16 protein-coding genes are annotated in these 19629 nt (G+C 68.0%); 7 read left to right on the top strand and 9 right to left on the bottom strand.

Annotated features, from left to right (window positions below; genetic code table 11):
- Nucleotides 1–72: 72 nt before the first annotated feature.
- From AB0395_RS09110 to AB0395_RS09095, 4 genes are all read right to left on the bottom strand, one after another.
- On the bottom strand, nt 73–2085 hold the full coding sequence (locus AB0395_RS09110) for an SPFH domain-containing protein (protein WP_366278511.1): 2013 nt from the start codon (nt 2083–2085) through the stop codon (nt 73–75).
- Nucleotides 2082–3935 (bottom strand): TIR domain-containing protein, encoded by a 1854-nt coding sequence (locus tag AB0395_RS09105; RefSeq protein ID WP_366278691.1) that lies wholly within the window; start codon nt 3933–3935, stop codon nt 2082–2084. The genes AB0395_RS09110 and AB0395_RS09105 overlap by 4 nt, the downstream gene beginning before the upstream one ends.
- A 12-nt stretch (nt 3936–3947) precedes the next feature.
- Nucleotides 3948–4292 (bottom strand): CU044_2847 family protein, encoded by a 345-nt coding sequence (locus tag AB0395_RS09100; RefSeq protein ID WP_366278510.1) that lies wholly within the window; start codon nt 4290–4292, stop codon nt 3948–3950.
- A 191-nt stretch (nt 4293–4483) separates the two neighbouring features.
- Nucleotides 4484–4849, bottom strand: coding sequence for a hypothetical protein (locus AB0395_RS09095; protein WP_366278509.1), 366 nt, complete (start codon nt 4847–4849; stop codon nt 4484–4486).
- Nucleotides 4850–5077: 228 nt separating this feature from the next.
- On the opposite strand from AB0395_RS09095, the gene AB0395_RS09090 reads away from it, so the two are divergent.
- The 4 genes from AB0395_RS09090 to AB0395_RS09075 all read left to right on the top strand — a co-directional run bounded on the left by AB0395_RS09090 (nt 5078) and on the right by AB0395_RS09075 (nt 9613).
- The gene (locus AB0395_RS09090; protein WP_366278507.1) at nt 5078–5953 is read left to right on the top strand and encodes a helix-turn-helix transcriptional regulator; all 876 of its coding nucleotides are present in this window, start codon (nt 5078–5080) and stop codon (nt 5951–5953) included.
- Nucleotides 5953–6180, top strand: coding sequence for a DUF397 domain-containing protein (locus AB0395_RS09085; protein ID WP_366278690.1), 228 nt, complete (start codon nt 5953–5955; stop codon nt 6178–6180). Before AB0395_RS09090 ends, AB0395_RS09085 begins: the two co-directional genes overlap by 1 nt.
- 600 nt (nt 6181–6780) lie before the next feature.
- Nucleotides 6781–8775 carry a serine/threonine-protein kinase gene (locus tag AB0395_RS09080; RefSeq protein ID WP_366278505.1) on the top strand — a complete coding sequence of 665 codons (1995 nt, stop codon included), beginning with the start codon at nt 6781–6783 and terminating at the stop codon, nt 8773–8775.
- A 367-nt stretch (nt 8776–9142) separates the two neighbouring features.
- Nucleotides 9143–9613, top strand: coding sequence for a hypothetical protein (locus tag AB0395_RS09075; protein ID WP_366278503.1), 471 nt, complete (start codon nt 9143–9145; stop codon nt 9611–9613).
- Between the two features lie 538 nt (nt 9614–10151).
- On the opposite strand, the gene AB0395_RS09070 is transcribed toward AB0395_RS09075, so the two are convergent.
- The 3 genes from AB0395_RS09070 to AB0395_RS09060 all read right to left on the bottom strand — a co-directional run bounded on the left by AB0395_RS09070 (nt 10152) and on the right by AB0395_RS09060 (nt 13374).
- On the bottom strand, nt 10152–10505 hold the full coding sequence (locus AB0395_RS09070; protein ID WP_366278501.1) for a hypothetical protein: 354 nt from the start codon (nt 10503–10505) through the stop codon (nt 10152–10154).
- A 1549-nt stretch (nt 10506–12054) separates the two neighbouring features.
- Entirely contained in the window at nt 12055–12927 is an 873-nt protein-coding gene (locus AB0395_RS09065; RefSeq protein WP_366278499.1) for an IS5 family transposase, read from the bottom strand.
- 321 nt (nt 12928–13248) lie between these two features.
- Nucleotides 13249–13374 carry a hypothetical protein gene (locus tag AB0395_RS09060; RefSeq protein ID WP_366278497.1) on the bottom strand — a complete coding sequence of 42 codons (126 nt, stop codon included), beginning with the start codon at nt 13372–13374 and terminating at the stop codon, nt 13249–13251.
- Between AB0395_RS09060 and AB0395_RS09055 the strand changes: the two genes are divergently transcribed.
- A complete protein-coding gene (locus AB0395_RS09055; RefSeq protein WP_366278689.1) occupies nt 13349–13669 on the top strand; it encodes a TetR-like C-terminal domain-containing protein in 321 nt (106 codons plus the stop codon). The genes AB0395_RS09060 and AB0395_RS09055 overlap by 26 nt on opposite strands.
- Nucleotides 13670–13751: 82 nt before the next feature.
- Entirely contained in the window at nt 13752–14024 is a 273-nt protein-coding gene (locus AB0395_RS09050) for a hypothetical protein (RefSeq protein WP_366278495.1), read from the top strand.
- Nucleotides 14025–14055: 31 nt separating this feature from the next.
- On the opposite strand, the gene AB0395_RS09045 is transcribed toward AB0395_RS09050, so the two are convergent.
- Entirely contained in the window at nt 14056–17343 is a 3288-nt protein-coding gene (locus tag AB0395_RS09045; RefSeq protein ID WP_366278493.1) for a P-loop NTPase fold protein, read from the bottom strand.
- Between the two features lie 198 nt (nt 17344–17541).
- Between AB0395_RS09045 and AB0395_RS09040 the strand changes: the two genes are divergently transcribed.
- Nucleotides 17542–18705: an alkaline phosphatase PhoX gene (locus AB0395_RS09040; protein ID WP_366278491.1), complete on the top strand. Its 1164-nt coding sequence runs from the start codon at nt 17542–17544 to the stop codon at nt 18703–18705.
- Nucleotides 18706–18792: 87 nt separating this feature from the next.
- Here the strand turns inward: AB0395_RS09040 and AB0395_RS09035 are convergent, their stop codons facing one another.
- Nucleotides 18793–19626, bottom strand: a complete 834-nt coding sequence (locus AB0395_RS09035) for an ABC transporter ATP-binding protein (RefSeq protein ID WP_366278489.1) — start codon at nt 19624–19626, stop codon at nt 18793–18795.
- Nucleotides 19627–19629: the final 3 nt, after the last annotated feature.

Raw genomic sequence — 19629 nt, 5'->3', positions numbered from 1 at the left:
TGACGACGGCCGCGCGCGCAGGCCGGTCGCCGAAGAGGGGGGTGCCCGGCCGCGCCTCTCGCGAGCCGAGGGTCACGGGAGTTCTCCCATGCTCCTGCGGAGGTCCGCGACGACCTCGAGCGGCTCGGTGAGGAGCCTGCCCGGCCTGCGGATGAGGTGGCTGAGCTGCCGGTGCCCGAGGGAGAGCAGGGCGTGCTCCCCGTGTACCTCGACGAGCAGGAGGGGGCCGATGAGAAGAACGGCCAGCGGCGTGCCGCTCAGAGACTCCAGCAGCCTCACCGCGGCGCCGGGCCTGCTCCACGGGTCATCGGTGCCCTGCAGGGCCGCCGCGCGCCGCAACTCGGCCTCCATCTCCTCGGGCGTGGCGGCTGTGCCCCCCTCGTCCGCCTGGATCGTGATCGTCTGGAACCACGGGGCGGTCGTCGGGGCCGACTCCCCGGTTACGGCCCATCCGAAGGCCTGGGCGAACCGGTCGACGGCGTCCTGCACGTCGGCGTGGCCGTCGTCCCGGCTGAGGTAGACGACGACGGTCTGCTCCCGCTGGGAGGCGCCGCTCAGCTGCGCCGATCGCTGGTCGGTCAGCGCCTTTTTCAGCGCGGCCTCGACGCTGCCCTGGGACGCGCCCGGAGTGATCTCCCGCCGCCGCTGGGCGTCGACGGCCGACGCCCCCCGCATCGCGTTGTTGATCAACTCCTGGGCGGCCTGCATCGGCATGAGCTGCAAAAGCGCGTCCGCGTTGCCGCCGACGTAGGTCGGTACGTTGATTTCCTTGAGCTGGGCCAGGAACCGCTCCATGGCGACGTGGTCACGGCTCAGGAGGCGGACCTGCTCGGCGAGCGCGACGCTCTCCAGCTTGCGGCGTTCTCGCTCGACCCCGATCTGCCCTATCTCGAGCTCCCTCTCGATCTTTTTGTTCTCGCGGGTGTGCTGGAGCAACTGCCGCTTTTCACGTTCGCTGACGATGGACTGCCGCAGCTCGTCGAGGCTCGTCCCCTCGGGTTCGAACTCGTTGAGGACGGTGTCGACCGGGGTGACCTGCCAGGCGCTCAGCGCCTCGCGCACCTGCTCGGCGAGCTCGAGCCGGATCGCCTCGGCGTTGGTGAGGAAGTCGAGGATCGGACGACCCGCGGCCGCGCGCTGGAAGTAGCCCTCGACGGCGGGGGCCAGAACCTTGTCGACGAACCGCCGTACCGGAGGGTCGTCCTGGTCGCTCTTCTGCTCGCCGACGCGGCTGACCAGCCCGGGGGCGGCCTTGGCCGGGATCTGGATGGTCTGCGTCATGTCGAACCGCACCCAGTGGCCCTCGACGTTGATCCGGATCTGCTCCAGCGACGAGTCCAGGTTGTTCTGCCGCTTGCTCCCCGGTTTCTTCCAGTCCAGGACGAGGATGCGGGTGGGGATGTGGATGACCCTGGCGAACCAGGGGTTGATCCGGTAGACGCCGCTGCCGAGGGGCTCCTCCTGCAGCCCCCGCTGCCCTCCGCCGTTCAGGAAGACCAGGGGGAGCTGGAAGCTGTTGTGTCCCGGCACCCGGCGGCCGACCGCTCCCTCCTCCTCTCCCGCGGGTTCGCCCTCGTGGACCACCACCACCCCGCTGGTGCCCTCCTGGATCCTGACCTCCGCGAGATCCTCGGTCGTGAGGCCGTATCTGCCCGCCTCGGGGGTCCGTACGGTGACCACCTCGAAGAGCTCCGTGTTGATGGCGTAGGAGGCGCCCCCCTGAAGGACGCCCGGCTGCCTGCCCTTCATCCCTCCGTTCCGCAGGAACGCCACACCGTCCTGGAAGTCCCGGCATTCGACGTGCGCCGACAGCGTCCGGGTTGAGGAGGGAGGGGCCCCGTCCTTCGCCACGACGACACCGATCGTCCCCAGCGGCACCTCGGTCCGCTCGACGATCTCCACCTCGTAGAGATAGCTCGGCAGCGTGTAGAAGCGGTCCGCCTGAAGGGTCGCGGCCCGGGTTCCCGGGGAGGACTCGTTGACGCGAATCTCGCGGCCCTCGTCGTCCGGATGCACCCGGCCGAACTTGCGTCTGACGATGCCGACCTTGCCTTTCGGGATCTTGACGAGGAACATGGCACTCATCGCCGCCCCCTCCATTTACGTAATTGCAGGTGGACCGCCATCACGGTCTGCCGCCAGTGGTCGTGCCAGCCCCGATAGTGTTCGAGCTGCGGATTGCGCAGCGTGGGAAAGAAACCGGTGGGGAGAGGCCCGGACGGGACGAACTCCCCGTATCTCGGCGTCGCCTGGCGGCTCTCCCGCCAGCCCAGGGCCTCGGCCAGTGCGAAGAAGTCGCCCGCGTAACCGGCGGGCGTGCCCGCCGCAGGCCCGGCGTGGCGGGACAGCTGCGCTCCGAACCCCTGCGTTCCGTCCGAAGCGCGTGACCAGAGCGTGTCCACCTCGCTCAGCAGCTCATACGGCAGGCGCCCTCCGTCGACCTGGCGCATCCAGCCATTCCTGATCCGCCCCGCGGCCTCGAGGAGGAGCGTCGTCGTCCAGATGTCGGCGTGCTCGAGGTCGCCGTCCTTCAGGAAGGACACGAGGTTCCGTGTCGAGGCGGTGCCGGAGATGAGTGACACCGGGAGCGGCGGCGGGGGCGCCGGCGGCGGCTGTGCCGAGACCGGGCCTTGGGTTCCCGTTACGGCGGTCGCATCATGGATGTTCCGCAGAACGCGGATGTAGCTCTCGTCGGGCATCCCGCCGTCGCGGGCGTCGAAGGGCTGGGTGGCGCCCAGGAAGTAGGGGACCTTCCCTCGCAGGAGAATGGGAAAGATCCTGCGGTCATGCTCTTGGGCCTGAAGGACCTCTCCGATCATCCGATCGGACCGCTCCGCGCTGGGCGACATGATCACGATGACGCCCAGCGCCTGGGAGATCCGTCGGTGGGCCTCCCGAATGGGATTGCTGCCCCATTTCGCGTGGACGTCGAGCCATACGGGAAGGCCCTGGGAGCGCAGGTGCTCGGCCAGCCGGTTCACGTATGCGGCGTCATCACGGGAGTACGAGATGAAAAAGGAGGGTTCCGCGTCTTCGTCGGCCTTCGTCGTGTCGGCCGCCGGGGGAGTTCGCAGATCGTGCCGAATCCAGTCTTTCAGGTTCGCCCCGGTGTGAGAATCCGTCAGATGCGCCGCGACGGCGTTGACGACGCGGGCGACACGGCCGTCCGCGTGGAGTTCCTCGGCGACGAACCTGATGGCGTCCCACGGTGAGACGAGGTCCCGGGGGCGGGGCGTCCCGGGAAACTCGTTCGCGACCAGTGTCGCGAGGTCGACATCGGTCCTGGCGTCGCGGACGATCGCGCGAAGGCGGATTCTTTCGTCCCGCGGCATCCAGGGCAGGTCGAGTAGATCGTCGATCTCCTCCCAGTGCCGGCGAATCGTGCCGACGGGAATCATGCGGCCGGTGCGGCGGTTCTGGTCGTTCGAGGCGTCCGAGATCATGCCGAGGACCTCGCCGCTGATTTCCTCGTACGCACCCGAACCGCTGAATCCTCCACGGGGAATCTCCGCGTGGCCGGTCGCGGCCTCGATGTGCAGCCATTCGCCGATGCCGTGCGACGAGGTCACCCGTAATCGGAGGGCTGAGCCGAAAAGGCCGGAATCCTTGGGAAAGCCGTGGGCGTTCAGCTCGACCGTGGTGCTCGACTGAAGCGGCCGAAGCGACAACCGGGCCGGAACGAGATCGATTTCATGAGGCAGTTCGAGAACGGCCACGTCGCCGGGGTCGCCGGGGCGCTGCCAGGGGCCCATGTGTGAAATGTCGGCGGGGAGGTCCTGAAGGTCCCGCCGACCCGTCTGCACAAAACTGACGGTGAGATCCGAACAGTCCTTAACGAGGTGTGCGCAGGTCAGCAGGCGTTTGGCGTCTATCAGGATTCCAGCGCCGGTGACCAGTGATCGATCTTTCCTCCCGGTGATCCGGGCACGCCACATGGTGAACACGCTCTACTCGATTTGCTCGCGGCTTCCGGTCCCCGACCACTTGATCCTGACGATGAGGTTCCCCTCGACGGACGCCTTGGCGATGACGGCGCCCGCCTCGGTGCCCAGCTTCACGCCGAACTCCACTTCGACCTCGTCCGGCTCGACCACGCCCTCGCGGAAGGTCTTCAGCGCCGCCTCCGCGGCACCTCTGACATGTTTGAGGGCGTCTTCGAATCGTTGCTTCGCGTCATAGATGACGCGATCGCCGGCCGTGGACACCGGAGCCCAGTCCGTAATGTACTTATCGTCCGTTTCGACGACTACAGATCCGCCGTCGATCTCCCATCGTACGAGCTGATTGGTCATATTTTCCCGTCGATAGGTGGCTCGCCTCTGTGGAGCACCACTCTTATTCCAAAATATAACAAGATCAATATTTTTGCGGGCCGAAATAGGGGCGCCAGATCCCGGGGTGAGTTTCGCCGTCGCGCTGCCGCCTCGGCCGCTCCCCGGGCGTCCGGTTCACGGTGAACCGGACGCCTTTCTCTTCCTCGCGGCTACGACGGGGACCCTCCGGCGCCGTCCGGTCGTACGGCGTCCTCGCCCAGCCAGGCGAGGTCGGAGTGGAGCCGCCGCGCGGCGCTGCTGGCGCTGTTCCACAGGCCGAATCCGTGGCCGTTCGCGCCGACGGTCGTCGTAGCCCCTCCCGGCAGCGCCAGCCCGTAGGCCACCACCTCCGTCGGGCTCTCCTCTTCCTCGTCGCCCTCGTCGAACCCCTGGGCCAGGGCGAACATGCGCGGCAGTTCGCCGATCAGCGGGTGCGTGCTCTGGTGCGCGTGCCCAAGCTCCGTGTCCGGGTGCCCTTCCCCGAAGTTTGCCGCCTGATTGGCGGATGGCCGATTGGGGCCGTTGTGGTGCTCCATGTCGGGTAATTCCTTCCGGTGGTGAATCCGGGCGGAGATCGGGCGGGCGACCCTGCCCCGGGTGATTCCTTTGCGTTTTCACGCCAATGCGCAGCGTGATCGCCGCTGCCCTGGTAGCGTGACATCGAATTTAAATAAACGCAAGGTTGTAGTAAATCAATATTGTTATTGTCCAAGTTTGTCCGATAGGGCCGGATGTTCAACGGTGAAATTCCCAGGAGGCGGACAATGAAGGTGAAGCGAGGGCCGACGCTGCGTGCTCAGTGGCTCGGCAAGCACCTGAGGGAGTACCGCGAGTCGGCTGGGCTGACGCTCAGGCAGGCGGGTGACTACCTCCAGCGTGACGCCGGAAGCATCAGCCGGGTGGAGTCCGGCATCATCCCGGCGAGAGTCGCCGACGTGCTCGCGCTGCTCAACCTCTACGGTGTCGACGACCGGAAGGTCCGTGACGGCCTCGAACAGCTCAGCCGTGATATTTGGCGCAAAGGCTGGTGGGATGGCTATGCCGCAGACTCTCTCGGCGGAATGCTCGATCACGCCTGGCTCGAAACCCGTGCCGAGGGAATCCATGCTTATGCGGCGATGCTGGTCCCCGGCCTCCTTCAGACCCGGAACTACGCTTCGGCGGTCATCGGCGCGAGCGGCATGGGGGCTTCCGCCGACCAGATCGAACGCTGGGTGGAGTTCCGGATGTCCCGGCAGCGCGTGCTCGACGTGGAGGCGGCGCTGCGACTGCAGGTCATCCTCGACGAGGCGGTGCTTCACCGTGTGATCGGTGGCCCGGACGTGATGTGTGCCCAGTTGGAGCACCTGGCCGAGAAAACGGCCAGACCGAATGTGACCGTCCGGGTTCTGCCGTTCACCGCCGGGGCGCACGCCAGTCTGGAAGGTTCCTTCATGATTTTCGACATGCCGGAGGCGTATTCCGATGTGACATGTGTGGAGACCAGAGGAGGCGCCGTTTACACCGAGGCGGAGGGTGTCGAAAACTTCGCACGAGCGTACGATTCAATTCATAGCGCCGCGCTCACTCCGGATGAGTCCGCAACCGTTATCCGGAGCGCCGCCGATTCTGTCAGGCAAGCAAATGGGAGGGGCACGTGATGGTCACCCGCGAGGAACTGGCAAGCATCGCCTGGCATGTCAGCACGAGGAGCCCTGACGCCGGTGGCCAGTGTGTGGAAGCGGGGCCGTTGGGGGATGGGAGTGGGCGGGTGGCCGTACGGCACAGCCGTCGTCCCGAGGCCGAGGTGATCGTCTACAGCCGGGGCGAGTGGGAGGCGTTCGTCGGCGGCGTCAAGGACGGCGAGTTCGACTTCCCCCTTCCCTGACCGTCCCGCTTGCGCTCTGCCGTTCCGGGTGAGGTCTTCCCCGTCGCGAGGAGCGCTCGTCGGCGCGCCGCTCCAGACCGGACGGGGCGGTGGTGGGCGTGAGCCGTCCGTGGTCGAGCCGGTGGTGGCGCGGGTCTCGCCGGAGGCGGGGGAAACCGGGCGGTGCCGGCCCCGGACAGAGGTTCGTCGTCCGTCGGCGCCGCCCGGCGGGGCCTCCCCAGGCCTCGACCAGTGATAGGGGCACCCGCTTCAAGCCGCTCGATCGCCGCTTGCCGTACGGCCCGCAAGCGCCGTGCAAGAGCGCGGGACCGGGGGGGCGGTACCGGCGGGGTGCCCGGGGCCCGCTGCTCGGCTCTGAGGCTCTGCGGGGTCCGGGTTCCGCCGGGGGGCGTGTGGCGAGCCGTGGGATCGTGGGGCGGAGGGATGGTGACGCCGCGCCTGTCGGGCGGGAAATTCCTGCAAACTGCCATATGCCACTCAAACGGACATATAAAGCTCTCCGTGCTGGTTTGAGTCTCCATCAAAAACCTTTTATGGAACGATGCATCCTTAATGCTATATAACGGCGTTGAGGAACCGCTCATCTCCACGGAGTGAGAAATGCCCATGGACCCCCTCCAGCCCTCCGACCCTCAGATGATCGGCCGCTACCGCCTCTCGGGTCGCCTGGGCCAGGGCGGCATGGGAGAGGTGTTCCTCGGGCACTCCCCCGGGGGACGGGCGGTCGCGGTGAAGGTGGTGCGGCGCGAGCTGGCCGCCGACCTGGAGTTCCGCAGGCGTTTCGCGCAGGAGGTGCAGGCCGCCCGTCTGGTCGGAGGCTTCCACACCGCCCAGGTGGTGGACGCCGACGTCGAGGGCGATCCCCCCTGGGTGGTCACCGCCTACGTTCCCGGCCCCTCGCTCGCGACGGTCCTCAGCACCCACGGGCCCCTTCCCGAGTATTCGGTCCGGGTGCTCGGCGCCGGGCTGGCCGAGGCCCTTGAGGCCGTCCACTCGGCGGGGCTGGTGCACCGGGACCTCAAACCGGCCAACATCCTGCTCGCGGACGACGGGCCCCGTGTCATCGACTTCGGCATCAGCCGCGCGATGGACGCCACGGCGCTCACCCGGGCGGGGGCGTCGATCGGCACGCCGGGATTCATGGCGCCCGAGCAGATCGTCGGCTCTCCGGTGAGCTCGGCGGCCGACGTCTTCGCGCTCGGCGCGGTCCTGTGCGAGGCCTACGGCGTCCAGCCGTACGGCGAGGGCCCGCAGGCCGCGCTGATGTACCGGATCGCCCACCAGAACCCTGACCTGGACGGCCTGCCGGACGGCCTGCGAGACGTCGTCGCCTCCTGCATGAACAGGGACCCCGGGGAGCGACCTACCGCGAGCGCCCTTCTCGCGGATCTGGAGACCGCCGTCCCGGCGACCGGATGGCTGCCCGCCGACGTCACCCGGCTGATCACCGAACCTCCGGTTCCCGGGGCCGGTGCGGCGCACCCGCTCTCGCCTCCACCGGGGACGCCGGGGACGCCGGGGACGCCGGGGACACCGGTTACGCCGCCACCCGCGGCGGTCTCACCGGTCGCGGGAACCGTGCACGCCGGTCCGGTCTCGCCGGTCGCGGGAACCGTACACGTCGATCGGGCACCGTGGTCCCCGGCGACCGTGAGCCAGGCGATGCTCGGCACGGCCGATCCGGTTCCCGCCCAGGAGGCCGCGGCTCCCGCCCAGGACGCCGCCGCCCAGCTGCCGGGGCTGCTGATCCGGGGCGCCGGGCTGCTCGGCCTCCTGGCGGTCGCGCTGTGGACGATGGGCTGGCTGCGGCTCACCGCCCACCTCGTCCCGGCCGGTCCCGCCGTCCTGGCCGTGCGCGACGCCCCGTTCGACACCTGGATCATGGAGTTCGGCCTTCTCGACGAGGGGGGCCTCTCCACGCTGACCCGCGGGCAGTTGTGGGACGACGACCTCGCCATGATGCTCCTCGCGGTCACCCACCTGCCGTTCTTCGCGCTTCTGCTGGCCTCCTTCGGCATGCTGGGCAGCGTCCGCCCGGACACCTGGGCGCGACTGCTCGTCGGCGCGCTGCCCGTGTGGATGGGTGACTCCGCGATCGTCCTCACCACCGGCTGGGAGGCCGCCCGCGGCCTTCCGGCCATCTGGTGGGAGATGGCGGCGTACGTCTGCGCCACCGGTACCGCCCTGCTGGCCGCGGGAAGGGTCGCCCGTGGCGCCTCGCCGCCGGGCAGATACCTGACCCTCTCCTCGTTCGCCCTCCTGCTCGCCGTCGCGGCCTGTGTCATCGGGGCGAGCGGTTTCCAGGGCGCGCTGCCGAAGACGCTGGCGATCCTGGGCACCGTCGTCGTCCTGATCTGGGCCTGCGCGGTACCGCCCCAGGCCGGGGCGACCATGGTGTTCGGCTACGCGCTCGCCACCGGACAGCTCCTCATCCTCAACCTGATCGTGGCGAGCACCGGGCCGCAGGAGCGGCCCGGCCCCCTCGTCCTTTCGGTGACGGTGGCCGCCGCCCTGGTGACCGCCCTTGTGCTGGCCGTCAGAGCGGCCCGTGACACGCCGAGCACCGTCGCCGGTCATGTCGTTCCCCGCGTTTGAGGAATCCGAGGGGTCGTCGGCGCGTCAGGTGGCCTTCCGTGGCCGTCGCCGCGAGCCTGGTTCCGCTGTCCGGCGTCACGTGCGCCCCGGCCCGCTTCGCCGTCTCCGGAGAAGGGGAGGGGACGGTGGTGTCGGCATGCGCGGAAACAGCGGAACACGTATGCAGTGGTGCGTGCTTTCGGGGGCTTGTTCGCTTTGGTGGCACATCGATCGTGAGTGCGCAGGAGCCTTCCGGTGACTGTGGCGTTCGGGCGGCCGGTTCTCGCGCCGCAGGCGTGAGCCGTACCCGGAACGCCTCGCCACCGAACCGCCGGGCGGTCCCTCCGGCGAGCCCCGAAACGCTCCACGCTCACGAAAGGAACATGTCATGGTGAAACACATGGTCGCCGCGGCGGTCCTGGCATCGGCGACGGTGAGCCCGGCGACGGCGTGGGCCGAGACTCCGAAGCCTTCCACGACCGGCGCCCCCGCGGCGGTGATCGTCTATGAGAAGTCGGGGGGCTTCGCCGGAATCCACGAGACGATCACCATCGACCGGTACGGCAAGGCCCACGGCACGACGACCACCACGAGCGCCGACTTCCAGCTCGCCCCGGCCGAGTTCCGCTCCCTGCGGCGCAGGCTCGCCTACATCCGGACGTGGTCGTCCTCCACGGCGGGCTGTGACGTCCCCGACCACTTCACCTACACCCTGGGCTACCGGGGCAGGCACGCCACCCGCTGCCACAACCTGCCCGCCGACTGGCGGCCCGCGATCACCCGGTTCGAGGAACTGGTCACCCGCTATCTCGCGCCTCAGCCTTCCGCGACACCTCGGCCCTCCGCGTCCGGCGGCTGAGATCCGCCGTGACCGGCCCTCGGCCCGCTCCGGTCAGCGGGCCAGAGGGTCGGCGCCGTCCGTCAAGCCATCGCCGCAGGGAAGGCAATCCGCCGCGGTCAGGGCCAATCGGTCCGCATCACCGCACCACTCACACTGCACTGAGCGGTGCTACAGCAGAGCGCGGCCCTGGCCGAGCAAACCGCCGGACCAGCCGCGCGCAAGGCGCACCGGACGTACACCACCCGCGTCGCATCTGCCTGCAACGAACTTTAAGGACCCGCAGTTCAGAGCTATATCCGTTGGATTTTCGCTGTTTGCTACAGGGACCCCGGCTAGCCTGAGTCAAAGGGAACAGAACGCGAGATCTGCCCGGTCAAGCCAGTTACCGGCGGGTACCGCCAATGGCTGCTCCATCGTTCCTCAACCCCGAAGCAGACGGCTCCGCAGGTCCCGGAACGGCACGGTGGTTGGGGCAGTCTGACTCCAGTGGAAGGCGAGAGATAGTTCCGAGTGGTTTTCTATTTTCTCGCATCTAATTGCGCTCGGGTGTTGGTGATTAGGGGCGATTTTCATCAGCTTCAAGAACCGTCTGCACGCCGATGTGCCCCATCGCGGCGTAGTAACGGTCGGCGTTCTTGCTGACGTCCTGCAACAGACTCGCCATCTTTGTGAGACGGTGACGGGCCTCAGCGAGGCGAGCTTGTGGCTCCTCTCCCGTGTCATCATGCAAGATGTACCGATCTAGCAGGGTGGTGACTTCGGCGTTTGCATGATCGGCCAGTGCAGCAGCGGCCCGGGTCACCTCGCCTAGCAGTTGTCCAACCTCGAGCAGGTCGGACACGTCTAAAGCATCTCGCTCGTTAGCGACTAGAGTTAATTCGTTAAATCTCGTGATGTCTTCTGCATCCATTGATGCTCCTAGGCGAGGGCGGGCGGGGACACTAGCTCACAGGAAGCAGGTGTAGAACCGAACGACCACTATACCAACTCCAGACTGATCGATGCTGGTTCGTGTAAGAACCTCCCCTGAGCTCCTTGCTTGGGTGTCAAGGAATTCAGAGGAGGACGGTTGCCTAATGAAAGCTTTTTAGTCGTTGACGCAGAAGAACCAATCCCATCCTTCCAACACCTCTGGCACATCGCAGTCGTAAGTAGTTACAGTCTTGGAGGTTCCCTCGCGGAACCACTTAAGGACTACGGGGCCTTTCCACCACCAGCCGTTAAAGCTATGGCAGTTGTCATGGGCGTCGAGGTGGGAAGATGTGCTAACAGTCCTTCCCAGATTATTCTTTCCTGTAATCTTTACCGCATTATAGAGTAGTGTGTCATCGCATAGGCGGAGCTGTTGGCCGTTTGATCCCGCAAGGGCGGTTCCTGGTGATGTTGTTAATGCTGTGATGGTTACTAGTGTTGCGATAGTGAGATTGCGGATTGCGGCACGCGATATATGGAGTTTCATGGCATATCTCTCTTCGCCTCTTTATACGTCGTACGAGTACAGGTAGACATCTACGAGCGTTCCTGTGTGAGTCCAGCTAAAGGTTCTTCTTACGCCTTCTGGGCATGCGGGCTGGCTAACTTCCGTGATGTTGTCCTGGAAGATCGCCTTCACTTGAAGGCATCTAGAGTCTGAGTCTTCGTCCAGGACCCATCCCTTAGCGGTGATTTTTCCGTTCTTGCAAGTGAGATCCCAATGTGCTCTTCCCTCTCCCCACAGAATTGGAGATTCGCTTGATCCGCACTGACCGAAATTAGATGCAGGGTCGTTTGGGGTGGGGGTTTCGGCGGCAGGCGTCAAGTTGCTAGAGGTAGGATCGTTTGCGAATGCGGGCGAGGAGCTGCTGGCGCCAATTACTGCAGCCGCGCAGATGGCGGCCATTAGAGTCGACTTTCGGACGATGGCATGGAGAAGAGAAGTCACTGGAGTCCCTTTCCTGACGCTTCTGGTTAGTCGCTGACTAGAGTGCGCTCACGGTGAGCGAAAGAGGAAGCCCTCGAAAGGATCGTGGCAAGATGTGTATTATTTTACAAGGCTTGTGCAATGAGTTTGCATCTGATATGACCATTCTGCATATGCGAAGAAGATGCTTAACCTTGGCGCCTCTAGTTGAATATTTAGGTAGCAGGGTTTACCTGCATCGAGTGGCGGTAAGTTGTGTTGCAACCACCATGTGTCATGTCTCTATCTTGAATGACAAGGCCGACTATTTGTCGGGGCCGCAGAATTTTACGTAACCGATTCTTGGGTAAGGGATGCCCTAATATGATTATGGCGCCGTGCGTGCTTAACTAAATCCTCATTCACGGGGTCGCGATGATCCGGTGGTTCGCTGAGAAGAAGATGCTTCGCCCGGCCTGCACGGCTTGCAGGTCTTGGGTCAAGGCGCACTGGTCGCAAAGACCACGCCGATATCTGCGCCCTTCTTTCCCGCAGATGTCGCAGGTCGGGCCAGACCTGCTCACTCCTCGAGCCGGAGGCGGGCGCGCTTGGGCCGCCGGGCGTTGAGGTTGACCGGCCCATCGTCGGTTGCGGTCTTGTGGACGATGGCGTTCTCAGCTTTGGTGGCGATCAGGTCGGTCGGGGTGCAGGTGAAGATGTCACAGAGCATGGCCTCGTGGTGCTCGGATAACCGTTCATAGTCACGAACGCACCGCCTGCGCTGGGAGATCCACGACAGCGTCCTTTCCACCACCCATCTGCGAGGCGGGACCACGAAGCCGCTGACATCGTCGCTGCGTTTGACGATCTCCAGGGTGAGCCGGACGTGCTTCTTGGCCCAGGCGACGAGCTTGCCCGCGTAGGCGCTGTCGGCCCAGATCAGCGAGATCCGCTCGTGCCAGTCGCCCAGGCGTTCCAGCGCGGGCTTGGCGCCGTCGCGGTCCTGGATGCTGGTGGCGGTGACGATGACGACCAGCAGCAGGCCCAGGGTGTCCACGATGACGTGCCGCTTGCGGCCCCGAACTTTCTTTGCCGCGTCGTATCCGCGGGAGTCGGTGGCGACGGTCTCGGCTGCCCGCAGCGACTGTGAATCGATGATCCCTGCGCTGGGTTCGGCCTGGCGTCCTTCGGCCAGTCGGACGTGTTCGCGCAGGTCGTTGTGGGGGACGTAGAGATCGCCGTCCTGCCACCGGCGAGTGAAGATCGCGTGGACGGTGCGCCAGGGCGGGAAGTCGGCGGGCAGATTGCGCCACTTGCAGCCGTTGTCGACCACGTACCGGATGGCGTCCACGATCAGGCGACGGCAGTACTTCTCGGGGCGTCCGCCGTTGCCGTGTAACCAGGCCGGCCAGGGCGTGACCGGCTCGATGGCCTGCCATTCGGTGTCGGTCATGTCGGTGGTGTAGCAGCGGGTCCGGGCCGGGCGCCGCGCTCCGCGACCGTAGCGGCAGGCCACACATGAGCAGGCAGTTTCTTCGTTGCGGGGGACAGTGGCAAGAGCGGTGGCGTACAACGGCGGCAGACCTTCCGGTTGGTGACGGGGCATCGATAACCGCCGTTACTGCAGGAAGGTTGCTCCACGTTGTCGACGATTCGCGCTACGTCACCACTTCGCCCATTTATCGCCCCACGCAGCGGGCCCAGGGATCAGTTTGTGCTCAGGCACTAAGCCTGTACCGCTTCGACCATGTGTCAACCGCGGCTCGACGGCTCCTCAGAGGCGGCAGCTGATCTCCATGCCGTCCTCCACCGGGAAGGTGACGTTCTGATAGCCGTTCTCCGGCGCGCGTACGTAGTCGAGGTAGGGCTGGAGGCTGGACAGCTCCACGTCGTCGGCCACGACCAGCGAGTCCGACGCCGGAGCCGTCTTCAGGGCGCTGATCGGGCAGGCCCAGCACGACCCGGCCTTCGCCGCCGACTTCCGTGGCAGATACCTGGACGAACAGCGCCGCCGTGACCAACTCCTCCTTGAGCAGGCCGTACGGCGGGGCGAACTGCCGGCCGATCTCGACATTGCGGCCGAGACAGCCCGACTCGTGGGCCCCCTCTACTACCGCGTCCTGGTGACGGCCGAGCCGCTCGGCGATGACTTCACCGACGGGCTCGTGGACGTCTTCCTGAGCCGAGTGCGCTGACCTGTACCGCGTCAAAACGCAGCCACGATGGCTCTGACCTGCGGTTTGACGGAGTCCGTCCCTGCAGGAAAGATCGCGTCGTGTGCTTGTCCGCCTGCTCTGTCTGATCGCGCTTCGAGTGTTCGGCTGGCTGATGTTGCTGGGCCGCAGGAAAGCGTCGAAGGACACGGAGATCATGTTGTTGCGTCATGAGGTGGCGGTGCTGCGGCGCCAGGTCGGACGCCCGCGGCCGGACTGGGCCGATCGGGCCGTTCAAGGCCGCTCAACATCATCTACGGAGGCCATGGTCCTGTGGGCGATGATCATCCTCATGGGACGACGGCTCGCGCGATCCGCCTCTCCCGAACCGCTCTGACGATCAGTTTGTACACGGGCACTCAGAGCGCTCAGAGCAGGTGGCGGGCGAGGCCCGCGATGGGGTGGGGGCAGGACAGCAGGTCGCGCAGGGTGTCCAGGTGGGTGCCGTCCCAGGTGCCGTGGCCCGCGAGGCCCGCCTCGTGGACGGCCCGCTCCCAAGCCTTGTCGTCGGCCGTGGCCGCCGCGCGCTCGAGGCTCTGCAGCACGGTCGCCCCCTCGACCTCCATGACCAGCAGCGACAGCAGGTGCGGCCAGTGGATGGTCAGCGCCGCGAGCTTGGCGACCTCGGCGTCGGAGGCGGGCACGGCCCCGGCGAGCGTGCGGCGGTAGGTCAGGAAGGAGTAGAAGCGGAAGACGTTCACGTAGCGCTTGATCTGGCGTGGGTTGAAGAACGTCAGCGCGGGCAGCACGAACTCGATCGCCCGGTAGGCGTTCTCGTCGCTGTAGAGGTCGTCGAAGACCCGGTCGGCGGCCTCGCGTGCCGCCGCGGACAGCCCGCCGATCATGTCTGAGCTCTCGATGCCCAGGGCCTGCTGCGCCAGTCTCGCCGCCTCGTCCAGGGTCGCGGAGGTGGGACGCAGCGCCCAGATCGCGTCCTCGAGGCGGCTCACCTGGACCGGGTCCGGCGGCTCGACGGGACGCGGCGGGGGATCGGCTATCGGAACGTCGACCGGCCCGCGCGGCCGAGTCCCCGCGGCGCGTGTCTCCGCTCCCGGCAGCGGTGGCCGCCGGGTCGATCCGCGCGGCCGCCATCCGTTTTCGTACGGCTGCGCCTCACCCCGCCCCTGGAGAGGCCGGGTGGGGGAGGATGCCGGCTGAGACACGAGACCGCTCCGCGACTGATCCCGCTGCCCCGGCACACTCCCACCACAGGGCTCCGGTGACTCGGCAGTGCCGGTGAATTCGGCCGGTTCGGGAAATTCGGGCATGCCCAGCAGGGCTCGCACGAAGGCGGGCAGCCGGTCGGCGTCGTCGAGCAGCGGCACGCTCAGCGGCAACTGCACGATCTTCTCGAGGAACCGCCACCCCAGCCCGGAGCGCCCGTCGTCCGGCAGTGTCTCGACCAGATCGCGATAGGCGGCCTCCACGTGCGCGACGACCACCTCTGGCTCCATGGCCAGCACGAACACGCAGTTCGGGAACTCACCGGCGAGGAACAGGTTGATCGCCTCGATGACCTGCGCGACCGTTCCCGGCGAGCACCGGTCCAGGTCGTCGACGAACACCACGAGCGGCCGCTCCTCGGTGGCGATCAGGTCGAGCACGTGCCGCATGTCGGTCTGCACCAGATGCAGGAACCCGGTCCTCGACCGGTAGCCGGGACCGTTCGCGACCTCGGCGGACAGTCCGTCGGCCGCGTCGCGCGCGAGCAGGTCGGGCTGCCGCACCAGGTCGGAGAAGGCGCTGTTCGCCGACTCTCCGAAGAACCTCGCCAGCCGTACGGCTCCCGCTCCGAGCGCGCCGACCGAGCCCGCCGAGCCGACCGCGGCGGCGGCGTAGCGCATGAGGTCGCCGACGGCGGGCAGCAGCGCCGAGGCGGCCAGCAGCGCGCCGGTGAGGACCAGCCCGGCGACCAGGCCGAGAGCCGGGGGAGCCAGGCGGGTCAGTGCCAGCTGGTAGGCGCGCTGGCGGACCGCCTCCCCGTCGACCCTGGCCAGGTTGAGCCGCAGCCAGAAGCGTTCCCGCTCCGCCCTCGGCAGCCGTTCCGTGACCTGGCTGATGATCTCGTGGGCGAGTCCGGCCCAGACCTGCTCGCCGTTCTGGTACATCCACGGGTTGAACCAGACGGTCGGGCGCCAGTCGGCCCGCCGTACCGGGAGGGAGCCCGGCACCGCGCGCTCCGCGTCCTCTCCGGGGCGCTGCCTGACCTGGGACAGCACCTCCGCGTTCGTCGGCGCCCTGTCCGCGCGGGTACCGGGCAGATGGATGTCGGCGGGAGCGTTTCCCGCGGCCCCGGGGTCCAGCAGGTCCTGGATCATCCGCATCAGGGATGTCTTGCCGGCACCCCACGGTCCCTTGACGCCGATGGTGAGCGGAGGACGGCTCTCCGGGTGCCTGACGAACGCGGCGATGGCCTCCGCGTAAAGCCGGTGCCCGAGCTGGTCCTCCGTGGTCCACCGGTCGGCGGTGAGCCGTGCCCGCGGCGGTACGGCCCGCAGCCCGGCCCGCCTGCGGCGCAGCAGCGCGGAGGTCTTGGCGCTCTCCGCGGGGGAGAGCCGCGAGTAGCCGAAGGCCCGCACGTCCGGATGGGCGAACGTGGTGCTCTCGCCGAGCAACCCCCACCGCCTGAGCTCGGCGGCGTCGCCGAAGACCTCCTCGACGGACTCGTCCTCGGCCAGGAGGGAGGCTTTGCGCAGCAGTTCCTTGGCCGCCTCGCTCAGGTGCAGTTCGTAGACGCGCCTGACGATCTCGATGCCGGAGGCGGGCGGGGCGGGATCGCCGAGCCCGGCCGCGGCCCGCGCGAGGGCGGCGGGGAAGGGGACCGAGGGGTCCCCGGCCAGGGTCAGCGGGACGCCCGTGACGGCGCCATAGGTGATAAGGATGGGGGTGCGGGCGGCGGAGGCGACCGCGTAGTGGTCGAGCGCGTACGAGTGCAACTCGCCGACGGTGATCACCCCGTCGCCGTCGAGGTCGGCGGCTCTGGTCGCCAGGCCCTCCGCGATGACGTCGGTCAGGCTGCGGACGGGACCGGGAAGCGTCTCGTCGAACCTCAACGTCAGCGTGAGGGCAGCCGCGGCCACCTGGGGTTCTCCGGCGACGGCCAGCTGCCTGACCGGGGTCGCCGAGTCGTCCAGGGCGCTCCAGCCGAAGTCGACGATCAGCAGCACGGCTGCCGCAAGTGATTCGCCGACCTGCCTGCCGAAGGTGCCGATCATCGATCCGAGCTGCCCCGAGGTCCAGCCGTCGTCCGAGGGCAGCCGGATCACCAGCAGGTCCCCCTCCCGCGCGGACCCGAGGAACTCCCACACCCGCTCGCCGTCGTCCCGCGCGCCCCGGCTGTGCTCGGAGTCGACGGCGAAGCCCTCGGCGCGGAGCGCGCTCGCCAGGCGCGCGTCCGGCCGGACCGCGCCCGAAACACCCCCCGCGCCCGGTTGGACCGTGCCCGAAGAAACACTCCGCGCACCCGACTGGACCGCGCCAGGAACCCCCTGCGCGCCCGGCGAAGCCGTGGAGGCCGTCCGGGGGGAGACCGCCTCGGAGGGGGCGCTCTCGGGAGAGGCGGGGGACGGTGAGTCGAGGAAGACCAGGGCCCTGCGGCCGCCCACGACGGGGGCGGCGTCGGGGATCGGATTGGCGAACGTGAGTCCTTCGCTCAACGGTGCTCCCGGCCTGACGACGATGTCATCTCCACTCTGGACGCCGGTGCGGCGGTGATCGGGGATCTTGGCTGTAGGGCGACCGGTTTTGAGGAACGCTTGCTCTCCGGTTTCCGCAAAGTTTGGGTGCGGGGAGTCGCCCTGTTCACATGGGTCCGATCGACTTGCCGCATACCGTGAAGGCGACGAGGAGGAGCAATGCTTCGCCGAACGTTCGTGCGCACCGGGGGGCTGGCTGCGGGGACGGCCTTCACCGGATCGCTCTGGCAGGGCGCCGCCCGTGCCACGGCGCCACGTCGTGATGACCTCCCCGCTCTCTCGGGTCCGTACGGCCCGCTGGGCGTGCCGGACGCCAACGGGATCGCCCTGCCCTGGGGGTTCTCCAGCAGAATCGTCGCCCGTACCGGTCATCGGGTCGGCGGAGTGCTCTGGCACCCGGCCCCCGACGGCGGCGGATGCTTCCCCGACGGGGAGGGCTGGATCTACGTGTCCAACTCGGAGATCCCGCTGCTCGGCGGCGCGACCGCGATCAGGTTCGGCCGGGACGCGGCCGTGCGCGGCGCCTATCGCATCCTGTCCGGCACCAACCTCAACTGCGCCGGTGGCGTCACCCCGTGGAACACCTGGCTTTCGTGCGAGGAGATCTCACGCGGCCGGGTCTTCGAGTGCGACCCGTACGGCGTGCGCGCCGCGATGCCGCGCCTGGCCATGGGCAGGTTCAAGCACGAGGCCGCCGCCTGCGACCCGGTCCGTCAGGTGGTCTACATGACGGAGGACGAGCGGGACGGCTGCTTCTACCGGTTCGTCCCCGCGCACTGGGGCGACCTGACGACGGGCAGGCTCGAGGTGCTGTGCACCTCCCCCGATGCCGGTGTGGACGACGGCGCGGTGATCTGGCGACGGGTGCCCAACCCCGCCGCGCTGCTTGAGGCGGCCCGCCACCAGGTGGACACGGCCCGCCGGTTCAACGGGGGAGAGGGCTGCCACTACTCTGACGGCGTCTGCTTCTTCACCAGCAAGGGGGACAACCGGGTCTGGGCCTACGACGCGGAGAACGAGCGCCTGGAGGTCGTCTACGACGCCGGCGCCCCGCTGAACGGCGTGGACAACATCACCGGCACCCCCCTGGGCGACCTCTACGTCGCCGAGGACGGCGGGAACATGGAGCTCAACCTCATCACCCCGGACCGGACGGTCACTCCCTTCCTGAGGCTCGAGGGGCACTCCAGGTCGGAGATCACCGGCCCGGCTTTCTCCCCTGACGGCAGCCACCTGTACTTCTCCTCCCAGCGTGGTCCCCGCGGTGACGCCGCGGGAACCGACGGCGTCACCTACGAGGTCACCGGCCCGTTCCGCCGCTGACCCGTCCCACGACGAGCCGGGTCGCGAGGCCGTTCCGCCACGGCCCGCCGTCCCGTGAGACCGTCGGCCCGTTCCACCAGGGACGGGTCACCGGCCTGGCCCGCCGCCCGCGGAGGCGGCGAGGCGGACGACCTCCGTCAGTTCCTCGCGGAGCGCGGCGAAGCGCGGGCCGCCACGCGGCTGCTCCTCGTACGGCAGGCCGGAGGCCCGGTCGAAGACGACCTGTCCCGGCCTGCCGCTCAGCGCGAGCACCCGGGTGCCCAGATAGACCGCCTCGTCCACGCTGTGCGTGATGAACACCACCGTGGTCCCGGCCCGCCGCCACAGCTCGCGCACCTCCTCCTGCATGCGCTCCCTGGTGAAGGCGTCCAGTGCGGCGAACGGCTCGTCCATCAGCAGCAGCGCGGGGCCGGGGGCCAGCGCGCGGGCGATCGCCGCGCGCTGCTGCATCCCCCCTGACAGTTCGTACGGCCTGGCCCGCCCGACGTCGCCGAGACCGGTCAGCTCCAGCAGCTCGGCGACCCTGGCCCGCCTCTCCGCCTTCGGCACGCCCCGCAGCCCGAAACCCACGTTCCCCGCGACCGAGAGCCAGGGGAAGAGCCGGTGCTGCTGGAAGACGTACCCCCTGGCGGGGTCGGGCCCGGTGACCGGCAGCCCCGAGGCGGTGATGCTCCCGGTCGACGGCGCCGTGAACCCGGCGACCAGCCGCAGCAGCGTGCTCTTGCCGCATCCCGACGGGCCGACGACCGTGACGAACTCGCCCGCGGCGATCTCCAGGTCGATCGGCCCGAGGGCCGCGACCGTCCCGCCGCGCCCCCGGTAGGAGTGCGAGACGCCCGCGAGCGTCAGCGCCGGGCGGTCCTCCGCGGAGCCGTTCCCGGTCCCGGCGGCCCGGCCGTTCAGGGAGTGTTGGCCTGTCACGTT

The organism is Streptosporangium sp. NPDC051023 (assembly GCF_040689595.1).
Lineage (GTDB): Bacteria > Actinomycetota > Actinomycetes > Streptosporangiales > Streptosporangiaceae > Streptosporangium.
Note: the sequence above shows the minus strand (reverse complement) of the source record. Positions and strands in the feature narration are given on the sequence as shown.

Bases quoted from the DNA above. Each gene is read 5' to 3' on its own strand.
- AB0395_RS09110 (WP_366278511.1), bottom strand. From the start codon at position 2,085: ATGAGTGCCATGTTCCTCGTCAAGATCCCGAAAGGCAAGGTCGGCATC.
- AB0395_RS09105 (WP_366278691.1), bottom strand. From the start codon at position 3,935: ATGTGGCGTGCCCGGATCACCGGGAGGAAAGATCGATCACTGGTCACC.
- AB0395_RS09100 (WP_366278510.1), bottom strand. From the start codon at position 4,292: ATGACCAATCAGCTCGTACGATGGGAGATCGACGGCGGATCTGTAGTC.
- AB0395_RS09095 (WP_366278509.1), bottom strand. From the start codon at position 4,849: ATGGAGCACCACAACGGCCCCAATCGGCCATCCGCCAATCAGGCGGCA.
- AB0395_RS09090 (WP_366278507.1), top strand. From the start codon at position 5,078: ATGAAGGTGAAGCGAGGGCCGACGCTGCGTGCTCAGTGGCTCGGCAAG.
- AB0395_RS09085 (WP_366278690.1), top strand. From the start codon at position 5,953: ATGGTCACCCGCGAGGAACTGGCAAGCATCGCCTGGCATGTCAGCACG.
- AB0395_RS09080 (WP_366278505.1), top strand. From the start codon at position 6,781: ATGCCCATGGACCCCCTCCAGCCCTCCGACCCTCAGATGATCGGCCGC.
- AB0395_RS09075 (WP_366278503.1), top strand. From the start codon at position 9,143: ATGGTGAAACACATGGTCGCCGCGGCGGTCCTGGCATCGGCGACGGTG.
- AB0395_RS09070 (WP_366278501.1), bottom strand. From the start codon at position 10,505: ATGGATGCAGAAGACATCACGAGATTTAACGAATTAACTCTAGTCGCT.
- AB0395_RS09065 (WP_366278499.1), bottom strand. From the start codon at position 12,927: ATGACCGACACCGAATGGCAGGCCATCGAGCCGGTCACGCCCTGGCCG.
- AB0395_RS09040 (WP_366278491.1), top strand. From the start codon at position 17,542: ATGCTTCGCCGAACGTTCGTGCGCACCGGGGGGCTGGCTGCGGGGACG.